The sequence below is a fragment of the Agrobacterium sp. GD03872 genome (assembly GCF_029840625.1).
Lineage (GTDB): Bacteria > Pseudomonadota > Alphaproteobacteria > Rhizobiales > Rhizobiaceae > Agrobacterium > Agrobacterium fabrum_A.
This window is the reverse complement of sequence record NZ_JAOCCY010000001.1, coordinates 707,012-731,905: the sequence shown is the minus strand read 5'-3', so window position 1 is coordinate 731,905 and position 24,894 is coordinate 707,012. Positions and strand designations below refer to the sequence as shown.

Below are 24,894 nucleotides of genomic sequence, written 5' to 3'. Positions count from 1 at the left end.
ACCAATTAGCTTTTCGGCAGGCCGGGCGGGTTGGTCCGCGATTCCGGCAGGGCTTCTTCCGATAGCTGCCAGCGATCCAGAATCTTCGCGTAGGCGCCGCTCTTGATCAGATCATTGGTGGCAAGCGTCAGCGCATCGGCCAGTCCCGATCCCTTGCGGGTGGTGATGGCGACATCTGACCGCTCCGGCCAGCCGGCCGAGAGCGTTCCGACACGCTTGATGGTCTTGTCGCGTGCGGCGATGAAGACCAGCTGCGCATGCGGCTGGACGATCACATCCGCCCGCCCGGCTGAAAGCGCCACAAGCCGGGTCGCTTCATCATCGTAATATTGCAGCTCGATCGGCTTCAATCCGGCGGCGACGTTTTCGTCGCTCCATTTCAGCAGAATGCGCTCCTGATTTGTGCCGGCGCCGACGATGATCCTCAGGCCGGCCGCGTCCTTCGGCTCGCGGATGGCGGTTATGCCGCTGTCTGCCTTGACGAAAAATCCGTGCAGGCCCTGACGATAGGTGGAGAAATCGAACTTCTCCTTGCGCTGCTCGGTAACGCCAACATTCGAGATCACCGCATCGTATTTGCCGGAGGCAAGCCCCAGCGGCCAGTCCGCCCAGGCGACCGCCACCAGTTCCAGTTCCAAGCCGAGGCTGTCGGCCACCGCAAGCGCATAATCGGGATCTGCGCCGACCACCGTTTTTGCATCCGTCGCATAGGTTGCGAGCGGCGGTCCGCCGGGTGCGACCGCAACGGTGAGTTTGCCCGGCGTGACGAATTTGAAATCCTTCGGAACGGCGGCAATTGCGCCGGGGTCTTTTTCGACCCGGATGCGGCCGGGCTGATCCGGCGACAGGTCGAAGACATCGGTTGCGAAAGCCGACCCAAGACCGACGATGGAGAAAAAGGCACCGAGCGTGGCCGTGGCGAGACGAGAGGTGAAGGTCATTGTGGTTTCCCGATAGAATGCCCGATAGAATGACTGCGGGACGGAGGTAGCGCGGACGGGAGGATGCCCGCGCTACCGGCTGAGTGATGTCCCACCTTCAACTCAGCTTTTTGGAAAATCTGGCCTCAGCTCTTGGGCAGGCCGGGCGGATTGGTGCGGGATTCGGTGATGGCTTCGGAACCGAGATTCCAGCGGGCGAGAACCTTGCCGTAATTGCCGTTCTTGATCTGGGCGTTCAGCGCGGCGGTGATGGCGTCCGCTATGCCTGCGTCCTTTTTCGAAGCGACGGCGATCTCGGCCGCTTCCGGCCAGCCGCCGGAGAAGGTGCCGACAAGCTTCGTCTTCTTCTGGCTTGCCGCCTGAAAGGCGGAAGTCGCATTAGGGCCGAGATAGGCATCCGCGCGGCCGGATTGCAGGGCGACGTCAAGCACGGCCTGATCGTCGTAATATTGCACCTCGGTATCGGCCAGCCCCTTCGCCTTGTTGTCCTTGATCCATTTCAGCAGGATCTGCTCCTGATTGGTGGCGGCTCCGACGATGACCTTCAGCCCTGCGACATCCTCCGGCTTGCCGATGGACGTGACCTTGCTGTTATTGCCGACATAGAAGCCGAGCAGATCGTTGCGGTAGCTGGAAAAATCGAACTTTTCCTTGCGGGCTTCCGTCACCGTGATGTTGGAAGTAACGGCGTCATATTTGCCGGATGCAAGACCGAGCGGCCAGTCCGCCCAGGCGATCGGAACAAGCTGCAGCTCAAGGCCGAGGCTGTCGGCGACCAGCTGGGCGATATCCGGCTCCACGCCTATCGGCGTTTTCGTGTCGCTCGCGTAATCCACCAGCGGCAGGCGGAAGGGAACGGTCGCGACCGTCAGCTTTCCGTCGGCAATGAACTTGTGGCCGGCGGGCAGAAGCTTGATTGCCTCTTCCACCTTTTCGGCGCGCACCCGCCCCTTCTGCTCAGGCGACAGGTCAACCTCCTGCGCATGCGCGGCCGGGATGAGCGCAGCGGTGGCGGTGAAAAGACCGCCGGCAAGCAGGGACAATAATTTCGATGAAAATGCCATGTGAGTGTTTCCTTTGTTGTTGATTAGAGAACTTTTGCGAGAAATTCGGCCGTGCGCGGGTGGTCCGGCTTGTTGAACACCTTCTCCGGCGTGCCCGTTTCGAGAATGCGGCCCTGTTCCATGAAGACGACCCTGTCGGAGACTTCGCGGGCAAAGCCGATTTCGTGGGTGACGATGATGAGGGTGACGCCGGAGCGGGACAGCTCCTTGATGACATCCAGCACCTCATTGACCAGCTCCGGGTCGAGCGCGGATGTCGGCTCATCGAAGAGCAGCACCTTCGGCCGCAGCGCCAGAGCCCGGGCAATCGCCACACGCTGCTGCTGTCCGCCTGAAAGCTGGCGGGGGTAAGCACCGGCCTTCTCGGCCAGACCGACGCGGGCCAGAAGATCGCGCGCCTCGGCTTCCGCCTGCTCCTTCGATATGCCGCGAACCGCAACCGGAGCTTCGACGATGTTTTCAAGTGCGGTGAGATGCGGGAACAGGTTGAAGCTCTGGAACACCATGCCCACTTCGGCGCGGCGCTTGAGGATTTCCCGCTCTTTCAATTCGTAAAGCGTATCGCCCTTCTGGCGATAACCGACCAGCTCACCATCAATGGCGATGAAACCGTCATCGACACGCTCCAGATGGTTGATGGAGCGCAGCAAGGTGGATTTGCCGGAGCCCGATTGGCCGAGAATGGTGGTGACGCTGCCGGCCGGAATGGAAAGGCTGATATCATCAAGCACCTTAAGCGACCCGAAGGATTTCGAGACACCGTGGATATTGACCGAACCGCCGCGATTGCCGAGCTGGAAGCTGGCGGCGCGGGCGGGTGCCGCACGCTCGGGCCTGGCAGCCGCCGTCTCCACCACATCGGGCAAAGGTTTGCGCGGCAAAAAGCTGCGAAAGATCGTGGCGAAAAGTGAAGGCGGCGGATTGCGCAGCGCACCGCGCGAGAAGTGTCGCTCAATATGGTGCTGGACGATGGAAAGCGCCGTCAGGATCACCAGATACCAGACGGTCGCGACCATCAGCAGCGGGATCACTTCAAGATTGCGGCGATAGATGATCTGGATCGTATAAAACAGCTCCGGCAGGGCTAGGATATAGACCTGCGAGGTGCCCTTGGCGAGGCCGATAATATCGTTGAAGGCAGTGGGCAGGATGGATCGCATCGCCTGCGGCAGAACGATGCGGGACGCCTGCCGCCGGCGCGGAAGGCCGAGTGCGGCGGCGGCTTCGAGCTGGCCCTGATCGACTGAAAGAATTCCACCGCGAACGATTTCGGATGCGAAAGCGGCCTGATTGAGCGTCAGCCCCAGAACAGCCGCCGCAAAGGGCGTCATCAGCTGTGTCGTATTCCAGCTGAAGAAATTGATGCCGGTATAGGGCACGCCGATTGTTACGGTTTCATAGAGATAGCCGAGATTGTTGAGGATCAGCAGCAGTACGATCAGCGGGATGGAGCGGAAAATCCAGATATAGGTCCAGGAGACCGCGACCAGCAGCGGCGAGCGGGAAACGCGCGCAAGCGCCAGCAGTGTTCCGAGCACAAAACCAAACAGCGCACCCAGTGCGGTCAGGAGCAGCGTTCGGCCAAGACCGACCAGCACAGGTTCGGCAAAGAACCATTCGGCAAATACGTCCCAGCCCCAGCGCGGATTGCCGAAAACGGAATGCAGGACAGCGGCAATGATGAGAACGGAGAACACCGTACCCACCGTCCGCAAGGGATACCGGGCCGGAACGATGCGGAAGTGCGAGTAACCGCCCTTGATCGGCTCAACCTTCTGCTCGCTAACAGCGACATGCGGAAAATCAGAGGCTATCGTCATCGAAAAAGCCTTTCACGGATGGGCGGAAGAAGATTGCGGCCGGGCCGCCGTTATCGGTGCTCCGTCCGCAACGGAGGCGGATACGGGGTCGGAAAGCCATTTTTCGAAAGGCAGAGACCTGATCGTCTCGGGATTGGCCGCGGTGTCGAACAGGGCACGATAACCATTGGTGAGATAAAGGCCGACCGCCTCCGGCTGGCGGAAACCCGTCGTCAGGTAGACGCGGGCATAACCCTGCCGGATCGCCTGCTGCTCCAGTTCGCGAAGCACGATTTTTGCGAGCCCCTGGCGGCGATGGGCGGAATGGGTCCAGACACGTTTGAACTCGGCGGTCTCGTCATCGTAACGCATGAAGGCACCGCCCGCGATCGCCTTGCCGCCACGCAGCAGAAGCAGGAAGTTGCCCGATGGCGGGCTGAAAGCCTCCGGCGGATATTTGTTCAGCTCCGCCTTGGCCCCTTCCGCATTGAAAAATGTGCCGTAACGGCTGTCATATTCAAACAGCAACTCCTCCAGAAGCGGCGTTGCGAGCGGATCCTTGACCGATGTGTAGAAAAAACTGTCGCTCATGTCCTTGTCCTAATTTTCGCGTCAGGAGAGATAGGCTTCCGCCAGCCGCACCCAGAAGCGTGCTGCCGGCGCGATGATCGCATCGTTGAAATCGTAGTGCGGGCTGTGCAGCGGCGCGCTGTCGCCATTGCCGACGAAGAGATAAGAGCCAGGCCGTTCCTGCAGCATGAAGGCGAAATCCTCGCTCGCCGTACGCGGCTGGAACGCTTCGGCTATCTGCCCGGCGGCGAAATGCCGTTTGGCGACATCGCGGGCGAAGGCCGTCTGAGGGGTGTGATTGATGACCGGCGGGAAACCACGGGAATAGGCGACCTCAGCCTTCGCGCCGAAGCTCTCGGCCTGCGCTTTGGCCAGCGCCGGAAGCCGCTCCTCCAGCCTGTCACGCACGGCAGGCGAAAAAGCCCGGGCGGTGATCTGAAGTTCGACGCTTTCGGGAATGACGTTGGAGGCGGTTCCGCCATGAATGGAACCGACCGTCAGCACCGCCATCTCGCGCGGATCGACATTGCGCGAAACGATGCTCTGCAGGGCGGTGACGAAGCTTGCCGAGGCGAGAACCGGATCGACCGTCTCATGCGGCGCCGCGCCATGCCCGCCCTTGCCGACAATCCGCACCTTCGCCTTGTCGACGGAGGCCATGGCCGGGCCTTCGACGAAACCGAACTGCCCGGTGTCGACACCCGGCCAATTATGCAGCCCGAAGACGGCATCGACCGGAAACCGCTCGAAAAGTCGGTCCTTTATCATCGCCCTTGCCCCGGCGCCGATCTCCTCGGCCGGCTGGAAGATCAGCGTCAGCGTGCCGGAAAAATTCGATGTTTCGGCAAGATACCGGGCGGCGGCAAGCAGGATCGCCGTATGGCCGTCGTGACCGCAGGCATGCATGACGCCCTGCGTCTGGCTGGCATAGGCAAGGCCGGTTTCCTCGATAATCGGCAGGGCGTCGATATCGGCGCGAATGCCGACGCGCTTATCGCCATGACCGCGTTTCAACGTGGCGACAACGCCGTGGCCGCCGACACCTTCCGTCACCTCATATCCGAACGACAAGAGATAGCGGGCGATGAGCGCCGCCGTGCGTTTTTCCTTGAGCGAAAGCTCGGGATGCCGGTGGAGATCATGCCGGATGGCGATGCTCTCATCGATGAAGGCAAGGATTCCCCGTTCGGCGTCGTCCTGCGGACGCGCGCCGTCAATGCGGATATTCATGGTTCTGTCTCCTGCGCGGCTCACTACGCGCCGCGTCTTGAAATCTGCACCGGGCGGAATCGTCTCCGCCCGGCTGCAAGCTCAGGCGATGGCCTTGTCCGACCCGTTCTCACGGCGGGAATAGACGCTTTCCCTGAAAGGCAGGCCAAGATGGTCGCGCAGCGTCGCCCCTTCCAGATGCGGATCGAAATAACCGCGCCGTTGCAGTACGGGGATGACCAGGCGGATGAAATCGTCCAGTCCCTCGGCAATTACCGGGAAGCCCAGAATGAAGCCGTCGGCCGCATCGTGCTCCACCCAGCGGATGATTTCGTCAGCCACCTTGTCCGGCGTGCCGATAAAACCTTCACGCGGGGTCGCTGCCTCCAGCGCCGCCTCGCGCAGCGTCTGGTTCTTTTCCCTTGCCCGCCGCTTGATGCGGTCGGTCGTGGAGCGGAAACTGTTCTTGCCGATCTCGCCGAGTTCGGGGAAAGGCTCATCCAGCGGATAGACGCTGAAATCATGATGATCGAAGAAACGGCCGAGATAGGCCAGCGCATCCTCGATGGTGATGAGGTTGCGGATGACGTCGTATTTCGCCTCCGCTTCCTCCTGCGTCTCGCCGACAATCGGGCCGATGCCGGGGAAAATCTTTACATCGGCAGCCGACCTGCCCTGCGCGACGGCGCTCTGTTTCACACGCTTCAGAAAGGTCTGGTTTTCCTCCAGCGAAGCGGAATTGGTGAAGACCGCATCCGCATGTTTGCCCGCAAGACCGATGCCGGCATCGGAGGAACCGGCCTGGAATACGACCGGCTGCCCCTGCGGCGAACGCTGGATATTGAGCGGGCCTTCCACCTGGAAGAAGCGGCCCTTGTGGCCAAGCGTATGGAGTTTGGCGCGGTCGAAGAACTGTCCCGTCTCGCGGTTGCGCAGGAAAGCGTCATCGTCCCAGCTATCCCACAGGCCCTTGATCACTTCGAGATATTCGTCGGCAATCTCGTAACGCAGCGCATGTTCGGGGTGGTTTCGGCTGTAATTCTTCGCCGTACCTTCAAGCGGCGTCGTCACGGCATTCCACCCGGCGCGGCCGCCGCTGAGGAGATCGAGCGAGGCGAACTGGCGGGCAATGGTGAAGGGATCGCTATAGGAGGTCGAAACCGTGCCGGCGAGACCGATCTTCGAGGTCACGGAAGCGAGCGCCGAAAGGATCGTCAGCGGCTCGAACCGGTTGAGGAAATGCGGGATGGACTTGTCGTTGATGTAGAGCCCGTCCGCCACGAAAGCGAAGGCGATGCCCGCCGCTTCCGCCTTCAGCGCGGTCTTCCTGAAAAAATCGAAATTGACGCTGGCATCGACAGGGCTTTTGGGGTGTCGCCAGGCATTCATGTGCCCGCCGGGACCCTGAAGCATGATGCCGAAACGGATTTTCTTTCTCGTCATCTCATTTCCTCCTGAGGACAAATTCACGCCGCCCGGGAAAGGCAATGCGTGGCCAAGAGTTCGATCGAGGCAAGCCGCTGGTCGGCTCCCACATGCGGCGGCTCGATGATGAATTCCTCGATGCCGTGTTCTTCGGAGAGCGCACGCAGCGCCTTGTGAATATCCTCCGGCCCACCATGCAGGACGTTGGGCCTGCGCTCTTCGATGCGGTAATCGCTATCGCCGGACTGGCGGGCAAATTCTTCCGCCTGTTCGCGGCGGCCAAGGTTGAACGCCCTGCCGTCGCTAAGAAAAACCCGGTAGATACGCTGGCCCTCAACCTGCCTTGCGGCATGGGCGGGATCGCTGGCGGCAAAAGCCGACAGGGCGAGAATCGCGGCACGTCCGCCGCTCTCTTCACGGAAAGCCGTGAGGCTGCGACGAAGAACCTCCGCATCGCCATTGAGATGGCCGGCGAAAACGAAATTCCATCCCCTGGAGGCCGCAAGCCTTGCGCTTTCCGGGCTGGCGCCGAGCAGGAACCTCTCTGCTGGGACCGGTGGAACGGGAGTTGCCTGCAGCCCGGCCTGCGCGTGAGCCTGTGGTGCAGCGCCGGACAAAAACGTGGTGAGTTCGCCAAAGGCCGTCTCGAAATCCGGCTTGCGGGCAGGATCGTAAGCCTGCTGCAGGGCCGACGTTGCGAGTGGCAGGCCGCCCGGCGTCTTGCCGACGCCGAGATCGACCCGGCCGGGCGCAAGCGACGACAGGACGTTGAAAACTTCGGCAACCTTGTAGGGGCTGTAATGCTGCAGCATGACGCCGCCAGAGCCGACGCGGATGCGGGAGGTCTTCGCCAGGATCCATGCCACCAGCGCCTCGGGCGCGGAGCCGGCAAGCTCCGGCGAGTTGTGATGTTCGGCCACCCAGAAACGTCGATATCCCAGCTCTTCTGCGCGTTTGGCAAGATTGATCGTGTCGCGGAACGCGCTTGCCGCGTCCTCGCCCGTCGGAACCGGGCTCTTGTCCAGCAAACTGAGCGTATACATCGTCACCTCGTGTCTTTGATGCATACTTTGTCTACCGATTTTATAGTCTTATAAAGAACGTTCGTTCCACGTTGCGACGCGATCAGAGAAAATATTGTTTTCGATCAGGTTTTAGAAAGTCGACCCTCGCAAAAGGATGACCAGCCCGGGGAGCCCGGCCTAAAAAGGCTGCAACAAGCCGCTTTCGGCGCCCAACCCGGACGAAACGGGCTTGCGCCGGAATTCGCTAAAAACTACTTAGTAAGTTAGGAATAATATGGCCCGGCGTTGCGGAATGCGCCGGCTCTTTCTACGGAACAGGCGATGTTGACCAAAAAAGGCAAATACGGACTGAAGGCTCTGGTCGATCTGGCTCGGTTACCCCAGGGAGAGACCGCCTTCGTGACCGAGATTGCCACCCGCAACAATATTCCGAAGAAATTTCTGGATACCATCCTTCTCGAGCTGCGCAACAGCGGTATCCTGCGCTCCAAGAAGGGACCGAACGGCGGTTATTCGCTTTCGAAAACGCCGTCCGAAATCATGATCGGCCAGGTCATCCGCACGCTGGACGGGCCCTTGGCCCCCATTCGCTGTGCAAGCCGCACCGCCTTCGAAGCCTGTGACGATTGTGACGATCCGGAGACCTGTCAGGTCAGGGTTTCGATGACGGACGTGCGTGACGCCATTGCAACCATTCTGGACAATATGACGCTCGCACAATTCGTGGCGAAGGACGGGCAGGACGCCCGCTCCATCCCGGCCGGCGAATAGGATTTCGCACGGCGTTTCAGCCGGCTTCACGACAGAGCATCGCTTATTGCCGGCGCAGATCGTCGTCCAGCGACGCGAGCAGCCCGGATTCGCTGACGCCTTCGACAAGCCCGAGGCGCCCCATCAGGATTTCCAGCGTGATGGCATGATTGCGCACCGAGCGAAAGGACACATTTTCCGCTCCCACCTGCGCCGCATCGATATTGGCCGCAAGGCTGGATATCTGTGCCTTCAGAAGTTCGATGGCGAGAAATGTTTCGCCTATGACCGGTCGCGCCGTGCCGTCATCGGCCAGCCTGTCGATCAGCAGGCCCGAAAGCTCACGCTGTTTTTGCCCCAGAGCCACCGCGGCTTTCAAAAGGGTGGAAACGGAAGCGGCCAGATTTCCCGCACCCCGGGCAAGGAACACCACCTGATCGGCCCGCAGCAGGCCTTCCCATAAGGCATTCGGGCGGTTGCGCAGAACGACAAGCAGGGGCTGCCCGGCCGTGTTGACGGCGGGCACGATGATCCAGTCCGCATCGACCTTGGCCGATCCCGCAATGTCGTCGGGAAGCCGCAGGGCGTAGTCATCTTCCGTCACCACTGCCGCATGATCCAGATCGGCGTCGGAGGACGCCAGAGCGAAGGTCTCGCCCAGATCGAGCCGCGCGAAGAGCGCCTTGCGCTGATCTTCGCCACCCGCATTCCGGATGAATTCAAGGGCAGTGAAATGATCGGCGAGATCATGCGCCGCTCCGGCATCGGCTGCGGCAATGATCGAAAGCGCCTGCGAAAGAACGTCATTGGTAATGTCGGCCCCGCCAAGTTCCGTTGGAACGGAGAGAGCAAGCAGGCCGGAACGGGCGATCCGCCCATGGATTTGCGCCGGGCTTTCAACGGCACAATGTGCGGCGATCGCGCGGGCAACGGTCAGCACATCGACATCCGCGCCGAGGCGTGGAGGAACGAAACGAAGTCTTTCGCCGAGAGGCGTGACGGATCCCATGCTCAACTCCCTCAAAGAATGACAAGGTGAAAGCGCCGGAACAGCCGGCTCAGTCCAGAGAATGATAACGCCCGTTCTGATAAAGCAGCGAATGGCCGGAACCGATGCGGATCGCCTCCACCTTGCCGATGACGATGACATGGCTGTGGCGTTCGATCGCCTCTTCAATGGTGCAATCGATCGCGGCAACCGCATCTTCAAGGATAGGCGCACCGCTCGCCAGGCGGGTCCATTCCGCGCCGCGATACCGGTCTGCGCCCTTTAGCCCGCCAATGCCGGCAAACTGATTGGCGACGAACTGATGGTTCGCGCCGATGATGTTGACGGCGAGATGGCCGAAACGCTGCACCACCGGCCATGTGGACGAGGATCGGTTGAGCGCCACCAGGATTCTCGGCGGATCGACCGACAAGGCCGTGGCCGAGGTCACGGTCGCACCCGTTCGCTCATCCCCCTCGCCCGCGGTAATCACACTGACGCCGCCGCCCAGGGTTCTCAGCGCCGCCTTGAGGCTGTCGGCATCCGCCGCCCTGCCGGCGACCGGGTCGCGGAGATTGATGAATTGTTGGTCCTTGGCCGCATATTGCAATGTCATCGGGTGGCTCCTGAAAACAACTGAATTGTTCAATAGCTAGCAGCGGCGGCGGGCACTGAAATAGACATCGTTTTCCATAATCGTAATATTCTATAGAAATAATGTTTTATATGCCGTTTTCCCGTTTCATCCCGCCGCTAGCGTCGATGAAAGCATCAGGATCCGGAGACCAGCTTGACATTGCCGCCATGGCCGCCGCCGCCAAAAGCCTGTCTCGCGCCGAACGAAGAGCGGATCTGATTGCGCGGCCCGCCAAGCCCGATTTCCGGAAACAGCAGCTCGGAAATCCGATAGGCTTCCTCCAGATGCGGATAACCGGAGGCGATGACGGTATCGACGCCCAGCGCCTGATATTCCCTGAGCCGCGCCGCAACCGTCTTCGGCGAACCGACCAGCGCCGTGCCGGCGCCGGAGCGGACCAGCCCTATACCCGCCCACAAATTGGGAGAGACTTCCAGCCTGTCACGCCGGCCATTGTGCAGGGCCTGCATTCTTGCCTGCCCGACTGAGTCGGAGGCCTTGGAGAAGGCTTCCTGGGCGGAGGCAATGGTCTCATCGGAAAGCTTCGAAATCAGTTTCTCCGCATCGGCCCAGGCTTCCTCGTCGGTTTCACGAACGATGAAATGCAGGCGGATGCCGAAGCTAACCTCCCGCCCTCGCTTGGCCGCAGCGGCGCGTACCTTGGCGATTTTTTCCGCCACCTGCGCCGGCGGTTCGCCCCAGGTCAGGTATTTGTCGGTTATACCGGCCGAAAACTCGATTCCGGCATCGGAAGAGCCGCCGAAATAAAGCGGCGGCCGCGGTTCCTGCACCGGCGGCAGGCCCAGCCTTGCGTCCTGCGCCTTGATATATTTACCGTCGAGGTTTGCCCTGCCGGTTTCGATCAGCGAATTGAACACCTGGAAGAATTCATCGGCGTGATCGTAACGCTCGTCATGCGGCAGGAAAATACCGTCACCGGCCAATTCCTGCGCACTGCCGCCGACCACGATGTTGAGAAGCAGACGGCCATGGGAAACGCGATCGAACGTGGAAGCAAGCCGCGCATAATAAGCCGGCGAAGCAACACCCGGGCGTATGGCGACGAGGAATTTCAGCTTTTCGGTATAGGCGGCGAGATTGGCCGCAAGGATGAAGGATTCTTCGCAGGCGACACCGGTGGGAATGAGCACACCGGAATAACCCAGCCGATCCGCCGCCTGGGCTATTTCCCGAAAATATCCGGGATCGGCGGGACGCGAAAGATCGTCGGAGCCAAGATAGCTGCCATCGCCGGAGGTCGGTATGAACCATAGAAAATCGAGTGGTCTATCGGATGTGCTCATCGGCAGCTCCTTGCAATCCGCCCCTCGGGCGATCCGGCTTGATGATAAAAGCGTAGCCAAATCCCCGGCGCGTTTAAGAAATTTTGTTCCAATTTCCATCCACCGCGGGGAGTTTCTCTCCCGCAGGAACGGAGCTGCGAAGGGAAAAGACGCCTTCGCGAACGGCGGCTAGAAGACCGGATAAAGACCGAGCATCGCAAAATTCATTTCGCAGATCTCTTCCCGTTCGAGTTCGAGGTCACTTTTCTCCTGCCGGATACGCCCGGAATGATCCAGCGGGTGAAGACCGGGCTGTTCTTCCGCACGGGGCTGACGCCGGGTCAGGCCGAACAGATCGAAAGTAAACGCATGAAGTCCCTGCGGCATGTGCGCCTCCTTTGCTCAACGTCCCTTATCCTCCGGCGACCGTTCAAAATCGTCAATATTTTCCATAAAATTAGTATTCTATAATTGATGCATCACCGGCAAATGTGGACCAAGGTTGCGGCAGCGGGAAAAATTCCGTTCCGCGAGGCCAGAAAGAGCATGATCGCGCAGGCACTGGCCCGCTGACTGAGAATTTCGAAGACTGACCTTCACGGCCAGGCAAAGCGACGCTTGAAAAAGAGCCCCACAAAGGCGCCTAAACCACAAAAAATCAGGAATACCCAGCCAGACAACGCACCCGCATGGATGCCCGAAAGCAGCACGCCAATGGTGCAGCCAAGCGCCGTCATACTACCCCAGCCCATCAATACGCCACCGGCAAAACGTGTCACCAAACCGCCGGCGGAAGGCCAGGATGGCTGGAATTTTCCGGCCGAAAGAGCGGAGGCGAAGCTTGCGACAATCAATCCACCGACGAAGATACCGTTTGGCGACAGGATCGTCGTTTTAACCGCACTGATGCATCCCCTGACGGTATCGAGTCCCGCAAGCGTTCCCGGCACCCAGCCCGCAGATGCTCCTGCCGTTCTGACGATACTGCCGAGTTCGGCCGTGACGCCAAGAGGCGCCACACGGAAATAGGAAAAGGCGCTGATGGCCGCAACAAGCACCCCGGTTACGACGGGCGGCCAGCGTTCCACGAAAACGCTTCGAAGCGCCTGATGCAACCGGTTTGCCGGGATGGCGGACGAAGGAGCGGGAGCTGTCTTGTCGAAAAAGAGAACGACGAAGATCAGGGCGGCCAACAGAATGCAGGCAATCAGCAGCGCTGGACCGTATCCCAGATAGTGCGGCAGCCAGACGGGAAGGTCGTCGAAAATGCTGAGCGTATAGAGAAAATTCCAGCTGAGAAACGCCAGCAAAAAACCGAGGCCGGCACCGGTTATGGCAAGCATCGACCCGAAAGCCCCCTCGCCCAACCGATAGAAATGTCCCGACAGGCAGGAGCCCGAGAGGGCAGCACCGACGCCGAAGACAGTCGACGCCGCCGCCAGAAGCCAGCCGACGGGGCCAATATGCGCATTGGGCGGCAGGCGGCCGGGTTGCGGAACTGGCATCCAGGCCATCACGACGATCTGGTAAAACACCACGCCCGCCAGAAGCGCGACGAGAATTGAAACAACACCGTCAGAGCGTCTGCTGTCGATGAAATCACGGAAATTACACAGGAAGCAGAAGCGTCCGCGTTGCATCACAATGCCGAAAGCCACGCCGGCAAGAAGCGAGAACCCAAGCTGCCGGCCATTTTCAAGCGTCCCCAGCGAATAGGCCACGACAGCCAGCGCAGATAAAATGGCGAGTGCCGCAAGACGGAGAATGGTCGGGCGCATGAAATACCGGAGATGTCGGAAGAACAAATGCCGGTGCGCCATGTTCAACGCACCGGCCTGAAGAATGAAGGCGTCCAGGGCTTATTTGCCGGTCCACACCGTGCCGGTCGGGTTGCTGATCGGCACGCCGACCGCATTTCCGTATTCTGTCCAGGAACCATCATAATTGCGGACGTCGTAGCCAAGTATCTTCTTCAGCGCGAACCACGTATGGCTGGAGCGCTCACCGATGCGGCAATAGGTGATGACGGGCGCCGAACCGTCGATGCCCTTTTCGGCATAGATTGCCTTGATCTCATCCGCCGATTTGAAGGTTCCGTCCTTGTTGACGATGGTGCCCCAGGGAACATTGACAGCGCCGGGAATGTGGCCTGCCCGCACCGACAGCTCCTTGACGCCATCCGGGGCGAAAATCTTGCCCGAATATTCATCCGCCGAACGGATATCCACCAGCTTGATGTTGTGCTTGCCCTCAGCAACGGCAACCACATCCACGAACCGCGCTCGGACCGATGTGTCGGGCTCACCGAGCTTCAGCGTCGTTTCGGCCGCTGCCGGCGCGGAAGTATCGAGAGGCAGGCCCTGCGCTTCCCAAAGCTTGCGGCCTCCATCGAGAAGCTTTACCCGGTCGCCAAGACCGTAGGTTTCGAAAATCCACGCACCCCAGGCTGCAAACCAGTTGTTGTTGTCGCCATATAAAACGATCGTCGTATCGTCGCCGACACCGGCCTTTTGCAGCAGGGACTGGAAACTCTCACGGGCGGCAATGTCCCGGCGCTCCTTGTCGACGAGATCCGTGTGCCAGTTGAGGTTCACCGCGCCGGGAATATGCCCGCGCTCATAGACGCCGGTGTCGACACTGACCTCAAAGACCCGCACCTTCGGATTGTCGAGATTTTCCTTCAGCCAATCGGCCTTAACCAGCGCTTCCGAAGCCCCGGTCGCGGCCAATGACACTGTCGACAGCAACAATCCGCTAAGAGCCGACACGGCAAACTTGATCCTGGACATTTCCCTACCCCTTCCTGATTTGATGACCGATGAAAGGTGACAACAAAACCATCGGGAGCGAAGGAACGGTTTTTCATATTTTCTGTAGAAAATAAATGTAGTCACCAAAAAACAATCAAAAGGTGAGATTCGAAATTTATTGCAGATTAAATGGCAATAAAGCCCTCAAAGGTTGTGAACGGAGAAAAACAGAAAAACCGTCTGAAACAGGTTCATTCATCAGCTGCAAAACTAAAGAGTGCCGGCATCCCCGAGAAGATGGGCGCCCTGAACCGGGGGCAATCCCCGCATTCCCGAGCGGCCGGGAGCCAATTCGGAGCCCGTGGCCGCTTTCAGGCGCATCAGAAGCGCGTATCCCTCCGGCCATCGTCCGAAACCGGCGGCGATATTGATATGCCCGGTTGCGCCGAGGTTGACGAGATCGCTTCCCCAGCTGGCGGCAGTTTGCTCCAGTTCTTCCGGGCTCATATAGGGATCGTTTGTGCTACCCACCACGAGGCTGGGAAAAGCGAGCGTTTGCCGCGGAAAAGCGCCGAACCGGACGATACAGGGATGCATCGCCTCCACCCGATCGAGATGGGCGGGCGCGACCAGGAGCGCGCCCTTGATTTTGGCGGACGATGCGCGCGACGTCATATTCGCCACGAGCAGGCAACCGAGACTGTGGGCGACAATATAGGCGCTTTCAACTGTGACCAGCGCGGCCTCAAGACGGTCAACCCAGTCTTCGAGAACCGGACATTGCCAATTGTCCTGATCGACCAGCCGAGCCCCGGGATCATCCAGCAACCAATGCCGTTGCCAATGCCCTTCATCCGAACCGTTCAGGCCGGGGACAATCAAGGTGGTACACATGCCTACTCCGTGGTTTGCGGCGATGTGTATCAAGAATGGAGAATATAGCGATTCCCGTCGACTATTACCTTGCTCACCTTTTCAACCGCCGAGGAATATAGATCCATGCGACGGCAAGGGAGCGGAAAATATGTCCCCTGTAGCACCAAGGAGGCTAAAAAACCGGAATCTTTTATCCAAATTTTTTACATGGAAAATATGTGCAATATTGGTGATACGGGCAAAAAGCTTTTCCTCCGCAACAGGCCAAAAGAAACGTCGCTGCTTGGCCGCGCCGCCGCGGCTTTGCCATTCTCCTGCCATCGGAGGTTTTACCTCCCAACCCCGGATATTGCAGCGGCGGGTCGTTCCCCCTCGCGATAAACCGGCAGTTCAGGCGGTGAATGTGAGCAGCACGAGCGAATTTCTCTGGTACATCCCCAATGACGTCAAACCCGGTCATCGCGGCGATGCCGTCAGCGACGACCATAACAGTCTCGAAAGATTGACCAGCCACGCAAAGGCGCTGGAAAATCACGGCTGGAAAGGCGCCTTGATCGGCACGGGCTGGGGGCGGCCTGATACATTCACGGTGGCGACGGCGCTTGCGGCGCGCACCACCACCTTCGAGCCACTGATCGCCATCCGCCCCGGTTACTGGAAACCAGCCAACCTTGCCTCGGCCGCCGCCACGCTCGACCAGCTTTCCGGCGGCCGGGTGCGGATCAACATCGTTTCCGGCAGGGACGAGCTTGCCGCCTATGGCGATGAAGAGGGCGATCAGGCACAGCGTTATGCGCGCACCAAGGAGTTCATGCGGCTGGTAAGGCGGCTCTGGACGGAAGAAAATGTCACCTTCGACGGAGATCATTTCCGGGTGAAGAATTCCACCGTCCTGCCGCGTATCGCCGCACGCGACGGCCGGCCACATCCGAGGCTCTATTTCGGCGGCGCTTCGGAAGCGGCCGAGCAGGTCGCGGCAACCGAGGCCGATGTGCAACTGTTCTGGGGCGAGCCGCTTGCCGGCGTGGGCGAACGGATAGAAAGGCTCAGACATTTCAGTGAAACGCTTGGCCGCGGCCTGCCGCCGCTGCAATTTGGCCTGCGGATTACCACCCTGGTGCGTGAAACGACGGCCGAGGCGTGGCGCGACGCGGAAGCGAAGGTTGCCGAAATGGCTGCAAATAATGGTCTGCGCTGGAACGACCATCTGCAGGGTGTGGCAGTCGGTCAGCGGCGGCTGCTGGATTTACACCGCCAGAGCGATGTTCTGGACGACAATCTTTACACCGCGCCGGGCAAATTCGGCGGCGGCGGTGCGGCAACGACATGGCTGGTGGGTTCGGCGGAGGATGTCGCCGCGTCGCTCAACAAATACCGCGCACTTGGCGTCACCCATTTCGTGCTTTCCGACACCCCCTATCTGAAGGAGATAGAACGGCAGGGTGACAGGCTGTTGCCGCTGTTGCGGGGTTGATGCGGAGACGGTGCCGGGCGATCTCGCAGAGGCAAGGCCGCCCGGCGTTTTAATCGATCAGCCGCCCGCCGCCTTTATGCTCTGGCGGCCGAGGATCGTGCGGATCATGTGGCTTTGCGGCGCATGCGCCCTTGCCGTAATGGCATCGCGGTGATGGCGTTCGAGATTATAATCCCGGCGCAGGCCACGATTGCCGCCGAGTTCCAGCGCCAGATCCGTCACCGCCACCGCATTGTCGATCACCACATGGCGAATGGCGAATGCATCGGTCCCCACTTTCTCTCCCGCGTCGATATCGCGGGCGACGGAAAGAAGCAGGCGCCGGTTTGCCGCCAGCAGCACCTCGATCTGGCCAAGCCCCTCCTGAATACGGGGAATGGAGGAGAGCGGTGCACCGAGGCTTGCCGGAACATGACCCGTCAGATGCCGTAACAGATCATCCCGCGCCGAAAGCGCGACACCGTGATAGACGGAAGCCAAAAGCACGAAGAAATTATAACCGTCCGCCTCATCGCGCCGCAGCGGCTCATCCGCCGGTTGCTCGGCGACGATATCGGCAAGCGGCACCTTCACGTCTTCCAGCACCAGATCATGGCTGGCGGTGGCGTACATGCCGGTCGCCTCCCATGCCTTTTCCTGGGAAATGCCCGACGCATCGAGCGGCACCAGAAGCTGGATGAGGCGCGGCGTCTCTTCCGTCGTTACGGCAAGCACGATTGCCCATTTCAGCCCCGGCAAGCCGGTGACGAAGCTCTTGCGGCCATTGACCACCCAGACATCGCCCTCGATCCGCGCCGTGGTTTCCGGCAGGCCGCCATGGGCCGGCGAACCGACCCCCGGCTCCGCCTGCGCATTGTTCAAAAGCGCCGGCTCGCTGTTATTCGCCGCCAGCACCCTTGCCGCAAGCGCCGCAGGCCACTTGCCGCGCCGGACGGCCGCATGAACGCTGTAATGCATGGCGAGAATGAGGGCGGTGGATGGGTCGCCCTTGGCAATGGCCGTGATGACGGCATGGGCCGTTTCCATGCCCTCGCCCCAGCCGCCATCCTTTTCAGCCGTGACGAGACCGAGCAGTCCGGACTTGAAAAGCGCCTCGAAATTACCGGCGGCGAATTCGCCGCTTTTATCGTAGTCCGCAGCGGTCAGGCCGAAATCCCCGGCCAGCGCGGTTGCGACGGCGACGGGATCGGGCCGCTGCGCCGGCGCATTTGGAACGGCGGAAAGTGCAACGCTCATGCCACCGCCCTCTCATTTGCCGGAACAAAACGGTCGTCGATCCAGTCGCCCAGATCGAAGTCGTTTTCAAGAAAGCCCCATTGATGCAGGAAGTCCTTGTAATGGCCGACAGCGGCGACGAGGTCCGCATCGAGGCCGAGGCCAAGATGGCGGTGAACATCCGGCCCGTTGGCGGCCAGAACCTGCTCTTCAGTCGCACCCGCCTCGCGCGCGATGAAACGGCGGGTTTCTTCCGGGTGCTGTTCGGCCCAGAGCGAGGCCCTGGCGATTGAACCAACCAGCCGCTCCACCAGATCGGGGCGCTCATCGGCAAGCCGCCCGTCAACCGTCAGCACGCGGGGAGAACCGGAATTGATGCGGATTTTCGGGTCGGGGTGAAAACCGAACTCCGCCACCTGCACGGCGCCGATCAGGTTCGCGGCGGCGATACCGGCCGTTCCCTTCACGAAAATCGCATCGACCTCGCCCCGCAGCAGCGCGATGATTTCCTCGCCGAAGGATTGCCGGCGCTTCAGGCCGAACAGCGATGGCCCTTCCTGCGAGGCCAGTACCGAATCCTTGATGACGATGTCCTTGAGCTCGACATCCTCGACCTTCAGCCCTTCCAGCGAAAGCGCCGAAACGATACCTTTCAGCGCCGTCGCGCGCATGAAATCGACAATGCCTTCCGGTCTGCGCGGCACGCCGAAACGGCGGCCGACGAGATCGGCAAGCGAGCGGATACCGGTCTCCGGCAGGGTAATGATTGCCTGAAACTCATCCGTCCAGGTCACCCCGATAAGGCGCGTATTGCGCCCCTCCGAACGGGCTCGAATGGGAGGCACATTGCCGCCATGGCGGAAGGACCATTCCAGCGTGTGGTTGAAATGGCTCTGTCGGACGGAACGGTCAGGCGAATCGATGATGGATTTCAACGCTATGCCGACCTCCTCGAAGGTCTGCTCGAGATAACCGAGCTGTGCCGCCAGCCCCACCGGCGTGGGCACCGGGCAGCGTGTGTACCAGATTTCAGAAAGTGACGTGCTCATGGCTTTGTCCTTGATGAAAGGGAAAAGTCCCGGCCCGCCGCAAAGGGGCCGGGTCTGGCGAGACGATCAGGATGCGGCGATATGCGCGAAGGCGAGGCTTCCCGCCACGCCTTCTGCGCCGATGGTGTGATCGGCAATGCGCTTGTTGTAGATGGTGATCTCCGGTGCTGCGACGATATCGATTGCCGGTACGTCCTCGACGAGAATCTGCTGGATTTCCTTCCATTGCGCGACGCGCTTGTCCGGATCGATCTCGATGGCGGCGGCTTCGAGAAGCGCATCCACCTTGGGATTGCTGTAAGCCGCACCATTGGAGAAGGGCACGCCCTTCTTGAAGTTCTTGGACCAGTAAAGCCGCTGCACGCCGACGGTCGGGTCGAAGAGATTGCTCATGCCCTCATAGGCAAAATCGAAATCGCGATCCGTGTAGATGCGTTTGGTATAGGTGGCGAAATCCTGCGTCCGCACCGTCACATCCACGCCGACCTTTGCCAGCGCCTGACGAATATAGTCCGCGCCACGCGGATAGGCCTCTGTGCTCGGCACGTAATCCAGATTGAGCTTGAAACGGATGCCATCCGCACCGCGCTTGTATCCGGCCTCGTCCAGCAGCGCTTCCGCCGCCTTCAGATCGATCGGATAGGTCTTCAGATCGTCCACGAACCATTTCGTCAGTTTCGGATTGATCGGCCCGGTGATCGTTGCTCCATAACCGAAATTGACCGTGTTGAAGATGACGTTGCGGTCAATCACATGCGCGAAGGCGCGGCGGACGCGGCCATCCTTGAACACGTCCTTTTCGAGGTTGAATTCCACGCGGCTGATCGAATTGGTATATTGATAGCCGTTGGTCTCGAAGCCGAGGCTCGGCAGTTCCTTCAGCCGGTCGAGATCGCTATAGGCGACCGGCGTGCTGGGCGCGAGATCGATTTCACCGGTTTCGATGGCAATCGCCCGGGCCGAAGCGTCAGGAATGAAGCGGACGATGAGCTTGTCGAGATAGGGGCGCGGCGCATCCCAATAATCGGCATTGCGCTCAAAAACGATATGGCTGCCGCGCACCCACTCCTTGAACTTGAATGGGCCGGTGCCGATGGGTGCGAGATTGACCGGATTTTCGGTCACCTTCGTACCCTCATAAAGATGTTTCGGCACGATGGGCGTTTCGGCGGCGGCGAGCGCCGTGATCAGATAGGGCGCAGGTTTGGAAAGAACCAGAACCGCCGTCAGTTCGTCCGGCGTCTCGACAGCAGTGAGGTTCAGGAATGTATTGCGGCCGCGCGGATGCACTTCCTTGATGGTATTGATAGAGAACGCCACATCAGCGGATGTGAAGGGCTTTCCGTCATGCCACTTCACGCCGGGCCTCAGCTTGAAGGTATAACGCAGGCCATCCGCGCTCACTTCCCATGATTTGGCCAGCAGCGGCTTGGGATTGAGGTCAAAATCATAGGTCAACAGCCCTTCGGTGACCTTGGGCGATATATAGACGGAATTATAGGCTGTGTGTGCGATCGTCGTCAGCACCGGCGGCTCCGATGAGATGAGCAGGGTGGCCGTGCCACCGCTTGCCGGCTCGGCCGCGTTGAGCTTCAGCCCCGGCAGCGACACCACGCCAAGCGCCACGGACGCCAGCAGAAATCCACGCCGCGTCGTCTGGTTGAAAATAGTCATGCGATACCCTCTCCTTGATTGAACCGGCGAAAAACCGGCAAACTGAACGGCCGCGTTTAGGAAGAAGTTTGTTCCGCAGACGAGAGCGAGCTTGGCATGAAGAACCAATCATTCTCATAAACAGGAATTATCTTTTCTTTATGGCGCATATTTCCGTAAATTTCAGAAAATAATTCTATTACTCTTTGACAAATTCCATAAAATTAGTCAACTAATACCAACGCCTTCAGGGGCCGATTTCATATTTCCACGCTTACGGACTGGAGCCGATGTCGAATTCGAAACGGATTTTATCGCAGGCAAGGCGGGTTGCCATTCAGGCCATTCCGACGGTTCTCGGTATCGTCATCCTGAACTTCTTCCTGCTGCAGCTGGCGCCCGGCGATGCCGCCGATGTACTGGCCGCGGAAGCGGGTTCAGCGACCGTCGAGACCATGGCCGAAATCCGCAACCGCTTCGGGCTGGATCTGCCCGTCGTGCATCAGCTGATGAACTATCTCGGCAATCTCGCGCAGTTCAGCCTTGGCTTTTCGCCGCGTTACGGCATGCCGGTGGCAGACCTGATCGGCCAGCGTCTGCCCGGCACACTCGCCCTGATGGGCACCGCACTTGGCATTGCGATTTTCGTCGGCGTGTTTCTCGGCTCGATCATGGCGCTCTTCTCCGGCAAACTGCCGGACCGGATCATTTCCATCGGTTCGCTGATCTTTTATTCCGTGCCGGGTTTCTGGATCGGCCTGATGCTTATCCTGACGTTCTCAGTGAAGCTCGGCTGGCTTCCCTCGGGCGGCGACAGCACCATCGGCAGCAGCCTAACCGGCTTCGACGCCCTGCTGGACCGGCTGCGTTATATCGTTCTCCCTGCCCTTTCGCTCGCGCTTTATTTTCTGGCCATCTATGCCCGCCTTACCCGCGCGGCGATGCTGGAAGTGAAATCCCAGGACTATGTGCGCACGGCGCGCGCCAAGGGCGTCTCTCCGCTCCGGCTCACCACGCGCCATATCCTGCGCAATGCGCTCATCCCCATCACCACCATGGCCGGCATGCATATCGGCGGCCTGCTCGGCGGCGCAGTCGTGGTCGAAACGGTCTTCAGCTGGCCGGGTCTTGGCCGTCTTGCTTTCGAAGCCGTCATGGCGCGGGATTTCAGCGTGTTGCTCGGCATTCTGCTTCTCTCCTCCCTCGTCGTCATCATCGTCAATGCAGCCGTGGACCTATTGCAGGCGTGGCTTGACCCTCGCATCGGAGAAAGCCGATGAATTCCTCCCAGACCACCGCTGTCCTCGACACGGCCGAACTCGGCGTCGAAGACAACAATCCCAAACCGAAGAAACCGGAAGAAAAAGCCTGGCCCTATATCCATGCGCCGGATGCGCTTTCGGCTCGCTCCGTCTCCGTGTCCCGGCGCGGCCTGCGGCGGGAACTGAAGATCTTCCTCACCAATCCAAACGCCATCGTCGGGCTGCTGTTTCTCGCAACCGTCATCGTCACCGCGCTGATCGCCCCCTTGATCTATCCCGGTGATCCCCTTGAAATGGTGGCGCGCCCGTTCCTGTGGCCCGGCCAGAATGCCGCCTATCCGCTCGGCACCGATTCCATGGGCCGGGATGTTCTGGCCGGCATCGTGCATGGCGCGCGCATCTCGCTCACCGTCGGTGTCGTCGCGACGCTGATCGGGCTCACGATCGGCATCGCGGTTGGCGCTTTCGCCGGTTATTTCGGCGGCGTCATTGATGATATCCTTGTCAAGCTGATCGAAATCTTCCAGACCCTGCCGAATTTCGTGCTGCTCGTCGTGCTCGTCGCCATCGCCCAGCCTTCGGTCACCACAGTCACATCGGCCATCGGCATCATCACATGGCCGCTGGTCGCGCGCCTGACCCGCGCCGAATTCCGCGCCATCCGCGAGAAAGACTATGTGCTCGCCGCCCGCAGCCTCGGTTACGGCCATGCACGTATCGTCTTTCAGGAAATCCTGCCCAATGCGCTGCCGCCGATCATCGTCACCTCCTCGGTCATGGTGGCGGGCGCGATCCTTATGGAAGCAGCGCTTTCCTTCATGGGACTTGGCGATCCCAACCGTGTCTCCTGGGGATCGATGATCGGTTCCGGCCGCGATGTCATCCGCACCGCCTGGTATCTGACCGCCCTTCCCGGCCTTGCCATCGTCTTCACCGTCATTTCGCTGAACCTCATCAGCGATGGCCTCAACGATGCGCTCAACCCCCGTTTTTCGGAGGAACGCCGATGAGCAAACTGATTGAAGTCCATGATCTCTCCGTCAGCTTCATCTCCGCCCAGCCGGTCAAAGGCGTCAGTTTCGATGTCAGCCCCGGCGAAATGCTGGCGATCGTCGGCGAAAGCGGCTCCGGCAAATCCCTGACGGCGCTTGGCCTGATCGGTCTTTTGCCATCCCACGCCAAGACCGGCGGGCGGGTGCTGCTTGAGGGTCGCGACCTGCTGCCGCTTTCCGAGCGGCAATGGCGCGGCATTCGCGGCCGGGATATCGGCATGATCTTTCAGGAGCCGATGACCTCGCTGAACCCGGTGCTGACGGTCGGCGAGCAGATCATCGAGGTGCTGCGCATCCACGAGAAGATTGACCGGCATCAGGCCCGCAAACGCGCCATCGAGCTTCTGGAACTAGTCAATATTCCAGACGCCCGCCGCCGGGTGGATGATTATCCGCACCAGCTTTCCGGCGGCATGCGCCAGCGCGTGATGATCGCCATCGGCGTCGCCTGCAACCCGAAACTCTTGATCGCCGACGAGGCGACGACAGCGCTCGACGTGACGATACAGGCGCAGATCCTGCAGCTGCTCGACAATCTGCGCCGTGATCTCAACATGGCGGTCATCCTCATCACCCACGATCTCGGCATCGTGGCGCAATGGGCGGACCGGGTGATGGTCATGTATGCCGGCCGCAAGGTGGAAGAGGGATTGCCGGAACCGGTTTTCTCCAACCCCTACCATCCCTATACGCGCGGCCTGCTCGCCGCCTCACCGCGGGCGGAAGACGGCCAGCATTATCGCGACGGGCCGCTTATCGAGATTCCGGGTTCCATCGTTTCCGCCACGGGGGAACGCGGCTGCGCCTTCCGGCCGCGCTGTCCGAGCGCCCGCGGCTTCTGCGGGCAGTTCGTACCGCCGTTGCGGCAAATCTCGCAAGGCCGTTACGCCGCCTGCCCCTTCGTTGCTCCCACTTCCCACGAGGTACCCGATGGCGCTCTTGTCAGTGCATAGTCTTTCCACCCATTATACGGGCGGACGCGGCACCGTGCGCGCTGTCGACGACGTTTCCCTCGATATCGAGGCGGGCGAGACCGTGGCGCTGGTGGGCGAATCCGGCTGCGGCAAATCCTCGCTCGGCAAATCGCTGATGCGTCTGGTCGAGCCGTCTTCCGGCAGGATCACCTTCAAAGGCGCCGACGTCACGGCAATGACATCGTCCGAATTGCGCGGCATCCGCCGCCGCATCCAGATGATCTTTCAAGACCCCTTCGCCTCGCTCAACCCGCGCCAGACGGTGCGCACTATTCTCACCGGACCACTGAAGGTGCATGGCATCGGCGACAGGGCGCGTCAGCGGGAGATCGTCGAGGCCATCGTCGCGCAGGTGGGCCTGCCCGCGGATTCGCTCGACCGTTATCCGCATGAATTTTCTGGCGGCCAGCGCCAGCGCATCGGCATTGCCCGCGCGCTGGTTCTGGAACCGGAACTGGTGGTCTGCGACGAGCCGGTTTCGGCGCTCGATCTTTCGATACAGGCGCAAATCCTCAACCTTCTGGTGGAGATGAAGAAGCGGCTTTCGCTGTCCTATCTCTTCGTCTCCCACGACCTTTCCGTGGTGCGTTATTTCTCCGACCGGGTACTCGTCATGTATCTCGGCAAGATCGTGGAAAGCGCGCCGACATCGGAACTCTGGGCTTCCCCGAAGCACCCTTATACACGCGCCCTTCTTGCCGCCGTTCCCGATCCCACCCGCCGCAAACAGGCGGCACCCATTTCCGGCGACCTGCCGAGCCCGCATAATCCGCCATCCGGCTGCCGGTTTCACACCCGCTGCCCGCTCGCCACCGATCTCTGTCGCGAAAAAGCGCCGGATTACACCCTTTTCGGCAAGAACCACGCCGTGGCCTGCCACCATGCCCAATAACTTGAA

The 24,894-nt window shown here is 60.4% G+C and carries 24 protein-coding genes; 6 read left to right on the top strand and 18 right to left on the bottom strand.

Features of this window, described 5'->3' with window-relative positions; translation table 11 throughout:
- Positions 1–5: 5 nt before the first annotated feature.
- The 7 genes from N5D22_RS03555 to N5D22_RS03525 form a co-directional block, all read right to left on the bottom strand.
- Positions 6–941: an ABC transporter substrate-binding protein gene (locus N5D22_RS03555; RefSeq protein ID WP_020809916.1), complete on the bottom strand. Its 936-nt coding sequence runs from the start codon at positions 939–941 to the stop codon at positions 6–8.
- 125 nt (positions 942–1,066) lie between these two features.
- A complete protein-coding gene (locus N5D22_RS03550) occupies positions 1,067–2,005 on the bottom strand; it encodes an ABC transporter substrate-binding protein (protein WP_174057837.1) in 939 nt (312 codons plus the stop codon).
- Positions 2,006–2,028: 23 nt separating this feature from the next.
- Entirely contained in the window at positions 2,029–3,825 is a 1,797-nt protein-coding gene (locus N5D22_RS03545) for an amino acid ABC transporter permease/ATP-binding protein (protein WP_279655926.1), read from the bottom strand.
- A gap of 12 nt (positions 3,826–3,837) precedes the next feature.
- Entirely contained in the window at positions 3,838–4,395 is a 558-nt protein-coding gene (locus tag N5D22_RS03540; protein ID WP_279655927.1) for a GNAT family N-acetyltransferase, read from the bottom strand.
- Positions 4,396–4,416: 21 nt separating this feature from the next.
- On the bottom strand, positions 4,417–5,604 hold the full coding sequence (locus N5D22_RS03535; RefSeq protein ID WP_279655928.1) for a M20 family metallopeptidase: 1,188 nt from the start codon (positions 5,602–5,604) through the stop codon (positions 4,417–4,419).
- A gap of 81 nt (positions 5,605–5,685) precedes the next feature.
- The gene (locus N5D22_RS03530; RefSeq protein WP_279655929.1) at positions 5,686–7,026 is read right to left on the bottom strand and encodes an LLM class flavin-dependent oxidoreductase; all 1,341 of its coding nucleotides are present in this window, start codon (positions 7,024–7,026) and stop codon (positions 5,686–5,688) included.
- 23 nt (positions 7,027–7,049) lie between these two features.
- The gene (locus N5D22_RS03525) at positions 7,050–8,051 is read right to left on the bottom strand and encodes an LLM class flavin-dependent oxidoreductase (RefSeq protein ID WP_279655930.1); all 1,002 of its coding nucleotides are present in this window, start codon (positions 8,049–8,051) and stop codon (positions 7,050–7,052) included.
- Between the two features lie 303 nt (positions 8,052–8,354).
- On the opposite strand from N5D22_RS03525, the gene N5D22_RS03520 reads away from it, so the two are divergent.
- Positions 8,355–8,804 (top strand): Rrf2 family transcriptional regulator, encoded by a 450-nt coding sequence (locus N5D22_RS03520; protein WP_279655931.1) that lies wholly within the window; start codon positions 8,355–8,357, stop codon positions 8,802–8,804.
- A 43-nt stretch (positions 8,805–8,847) separates the two neighbouring features.
- Here N5D22_RS03520 and N5D22_RS03515 read toward each other — a convergent pair whose 3' ends face one another.
- From N5D22_RS03515 to N5D22_RS03480, 8 genes are all read right to left on the bottom strand, one after another.
- Positions 8,848–9,792 (bottom strand): acyl-CoA dehydrogenase family protein, encoded by a 945-nt coding sequence (locus tag N5D22_RS03515; RefSeq protein ID WP_279655932.1) that lies wholly within the window; start codon positions 9,790–9,792, stop codon positions 8,848–8,850.
- 49 nt (positions 9,793–9,841) lie between these two features.
- On the bottom strand, positions 9,842–10,387 hold the full coding sequence (locus N5D22_RS03510; protein ID WP_279655933.1) for a flavin reductase family protein: 546 nt from the start codon (positions 10,385–10,387) through the stop codon (positions 9,842–9,844).
- A 155-nt stretch (positions 10,388–10,542) separates the two neighbouring features.
- Complete coding sequence (gene ssuD / locus N5D22_RS03505; protein ID WP_279655934.1) at positions 10,543–11,712, bottom strand: FMNH2-dependent alkanesulfonate monooxygenase; 1,170 nt, start codon at positions 11,710–11,712, stop codon at positions 10,543–10,545.
- Between the two features lie 168 nt (positions 11,713–11,880).
- On the bottom strand, positions 11,881–12,078 hold the full coding sequence (locus N5D22_RS03500; protein ID WP_279655935.1) for a hypothetical protein: 198 nt from the start codon (positions 12,076–12,078) through the stop codon (positions 11,881–11,883).
- A 209-nt stretch (positions 12,079–12,287) separates the two neighbouring features.
- The gene (locus N5D22_RS03495) at positions 12,288–13,469 is read right to left on the bottom strand and encodes a YeeE/YedE family protein (protein WP_279655936.1); all 1,182 of its coding nucleotides are present in this window, start codon (positions 13,467–13,469) and stop codon (positions 12,288–12,290) included.
- 81 nt (positions 13,470–13,550) lie between these two features.
- Positions 13,551–14,480 carry a sulfurtransferase gene (locus N5D22_RS03490; protein ID WP_279655937.1) on the bottom strand — a complete coding sequence of 310 codons (930 nt, stop codon included), beginning with the start codon at positions 14,478–14,480 and terminating at the stop codon, positions 13,551–13,553.
- A 231-nt stretch (positions 14,481–14,711) separates the two neighbouring features.
- Positions 14,712–15,335 (bottom strand): alpha/beta hydrolase, encoded by a 624-nt coding sequence (locus N5D22_RS03485; protein WP_279655938.1) that lies wholly within the window; start codon positions 15,333–15,335, stop codon positions 14,712–14,714.
- Positions 15,336–15,416: 81 nt separating this feature from the next.
- On the bottom strand, positions 15,417–15,638 hold the full coding sequence (locus N5D22_RS03480) for a hypothetical protein (protein ID WP_279655939.1): 222 nt from the start codon (positions 15,636–15,638) through the stop codon (positions 15,417–15,419).
- 82 nt (positions 15,639–15,720) lie between these two features.
- Between N5D22_RS03480 and N5D22_RS03475 the strand changes: the two genes are divergently transcribed.
- Entirely contained in the window at positions 15,721–16,791 is a 1,071-nt protein-coding gene (locus N5D22_RS03475) for an LLM class flavin-dependent oxidoreductase (protein WP_279655940.1), read from the top strand.
- A gap of 57 nt (positions 16,792–16,848) precedes the next feature.
- On the opposite strand, the gene N5D22_RS03470 is transcribed toward N5D22_RS03475, so the two are convergent.
- The 3 genes from N5D22_RS03470 to N5D22_RS03460 form a co-directional block, all read right to left on the bottom strand.
- Entirely contained in the window at positions 16,849–18,027 is a 1,179-nt protein-coding gene (locus N5D22_RS03470; protein ID WP_279655941.1) for an acyl-CoA dehydrogenase family protein, read from the bottom strand.
- Positions 18,024–19,055 (bottom strand): ABC transporter substrate-binding protein, encoded by a 1,032-nt coding sequence (locus N5D22_RS03465; RefSeq protein WP_279655942.1) that lies wholly within the window; start codon positions 19,053–19,055, stop codon positions 18,024–18,026. Before N5D22_RS03465 ends, N5D22_RS03470 begins: the two co-directional genes overlap by 4 nt.
- Before the next feature lie 66 nt (positions 19,056–19,121).
- On the bottom strand, positions 19,122–20,729 hold the full coding sequence (locus tag N5D22_RS03460) for an ABC transporter substrate-binding protein (protein ID WP_279655943.1): 1,608 nt from the start codon (positions 20,727–20,729) through the stop codon (positions 19,122–19,124).
- Positions 20,730–20,998: 269 nt separating this feature from the next.
- Here N5D22_RS03460 and N5D22_RS03455 point away from each other — a divergent pair, with 269 nt between their 5' ends.
- From N5D22_RS03455 to N5D22_RS03440, 4 genes are read left to right on the top strand one after another with little or no spacing between them, the layout of a single operon-like run.
- On the top strand, positions 20,999–21,988 hold the full coding sequence (locus N5D22_RS03455; RefSeq protein ID WP_279655944.1) for an ABC transporter permease: 990 nt from the start codon (positions 20,999–21,001) through the stop codon (positions 21,986–21,988).
- A complete protein-coding gene (locus N5D22_RS03450) occupies positions 21,985–22,980 on the top strand; it encodes an ABC transporter permease (RefSeq protein WP_279655945.1) in 996 nt (331 codons plus the stop codon). The genes N5D22_RS03455 and N5D22_RS03450 overlap by 4 nt, the downstream gene beginning before the upstream one ends.
- On the top strand, positions 22,977–23,975 hold the full coding sequence (locus N5D22_RS03445) for an ABC transporter ATP-binding protein (protein WP_279655946.1): 999 nt from the start codon (positions 22,977–22,979) through the stop codon (positions 23,973–23,975). The genes N5D22_RS03450 and N5D22_RS03445 overlap by 4 nt, the downstream gene beginning before the upstream one ends.
- Positions 23,953–24,888, top strand: a complete 936-nt coding sequence (locus tag N5D22_RS03440) for an oligopeptide/dipeptide ABC transporter ATP-binding protein (RefSeq protein WP_279655947.1) — start codon at positions 23,953–23,955, stop codon at positions 24,886–24,888. Before N5D22_RS03445 ends, N5D22_RS03440 begins: the two co-directional genes overlap by 23 nt.
- Positions 24,889–24,894 lie beyond the last annotated feature (6 nt).

Excerpts from the sequence above, each read along its gene's own strand:
- N5D22_RS03555 (WP_020809916.1), bottom strand. The coding sequence starts at position 941 with ATGACCTTCACCTCTCGTCTCGCCACGGCCACGCTCGGTGCCTTTTTC.
- N5D22_RS03550 (WP_174057837.1), bottom strand. The coding sequence starts at position 2,005 with ATGGCATTTTCATCGAAATTATTGTCCCTGCTTGCCGGCGGTCTTTTC.
- N5D22_RS03545 (WP_279655926.1), bottom strand. The coding sequence starts at position 3,825 with ATGACGATAGCCTCTGATTTTCCGCATGTCGCTGTTAGCGAGCAGAAG.
- N5D22_RS03540 (WP_279655927.1), bottom strand. The coding sequence starts at position 4,395 with ATGAGCGACAGTTTTTTCTACACATCGGTCAAGGATCCGCTCGCAACG.
- N5D22_RS03535 (WP_279655928.1), bottom strand. The coding sequence starts at position 5,604 with ATGAATATCCGCATTGACGGCGCGCGTCCGCAGGACGACGCCGAACGG.
- N5D22_RS03530 (WP_279655929.1), bottom strand. The coding sequence starts at position 7,026 with ATGACGAGAAAGAAAATCCGTTTCGGCATCATGCTTCAGGGTCCCGGC.
- N5D22_RS03525 (WP_279655930.1), bottom strand. The coding sequence starts at position 8,051 with ATGTATACGCTCAGTTTGCTGGACAAGAGCCCGGTTCCGACGGGCGAG.
- N5D22_RS03520 (WP_279655931.1), top strand. The coding sequence starts at position 8,355 with ATGTTGACCAAAAAAGGCAAATACGGACTGAAGGCTCTGGTCGATCTG.
- N5D22_RS03515 (WP_279655932.1), bottom strand. The coding sequence starts at position 9,792 with ATGGGATCCGTCACGCCTCTCGGCGAAAGACTTCGTTTCGTTCCTCCA.
- N5D22_RS03510 (WP_279655933.1), bottom strand. The coding sequence starts at position 10,387 with ATGACATTGCAATATGCGGCCAAGGACCAACAATTCATCAATCTCCGC.
- ssuD (WP_279655934.1), bottom strand. The coding sequence starts at position 11,712 with ATGAGCACATCCGATAGACCACTCGATTTTCTATGGTTCATACCGACC.
- N5D22_RS03500 (WP_279655935.1), bottom strand. The coding sequence starts at position 12,078 with ATGCCGCAGGGACTTCATGCGTTTACTTTCGATCTGTTCGGCCTGACC.
- N5D22_RS03495 (WP_279655936.1), bottom strand. The coding sequence starts at position 13,469 with ATGCGCCCGACCATTCTCCGTCTTGCGGCACTCGCCATTTTATCTGCG.
- N5D22_RS03490 (WP_279655937.1), bottom strand. The coding sequence starts at position 14,480 with ATGTCCAGGATCAAGTTTGCCGTGTCGGCTCTTAGCGGATTGTTGCTG.
- N5D22_RS03485 (WP_279655938.1), bottom strand. The coding sequence starts at position 15,335 with ATGTGTACCACCTTGATTGTCCCCGGCCTGAACGGTTCGGATGAAGGG.
- N5D22_RS03480 (WP_279655939.1), bottom strand. The coding sequence starts at position 15,638 with ATGGCAGGAGAATGGCAAAGCCGCGGCGGCGCGGCCAAGCAGCGACGT.
- N5D22_RS03470 (WP_279655941.1), bottom strand. The coding sequence starts at position 18,027 with ATGAGCGTTGCACTTTCCGCCGTTCCAAATGCGCCGGCGCAGCGGCCC.
- N5D22_RS03465 (WP_279655942.1), bottom strand. The coding sequence starts at position 19,055 with ATGAGCACGTCACTTTCTGAAATCTGGTACACACGCTGCCCGGTGCCC.
- N5D22_RS03460 (WP_279655943.1), bottom strand. The coding sequence starts at position 20,729 with ATGACTATTTTCAACCAGACGACGCGGCGTGGATTTCTGCTGGCGTCC.
- N5D22_RS03455 (WP_279655944.1), top strand. The coding sequence starts at position 20,999 with ATGTCGAATTCGAAACGGATTTTATCGCAGGCAAGGCGGGTTGCCATT.
- N5D22_RS03450 (WP_279655945.1), top strand. The coding sequence starts at position 21,985 with ATGAATTCCTCCCAGACCACCGCTGTCCTCGACACGGCCGAACTCGGC.
- N5D22_RS03445 (WP_279655946.1), top strand. The coding sequence starts at position 22,977 with ATGAGCAAACTGATTGAAGTCCATGATCTCTCCGTCAGCTTCATCTCC.
- N5D22_RS03440 (WP_279655947.1), top strand. The coding sequence starts at position 23,953 with ATGGCGCTCTTGTCAGTGCATAGTCTTTCCACCCATTATACGGGCGGA.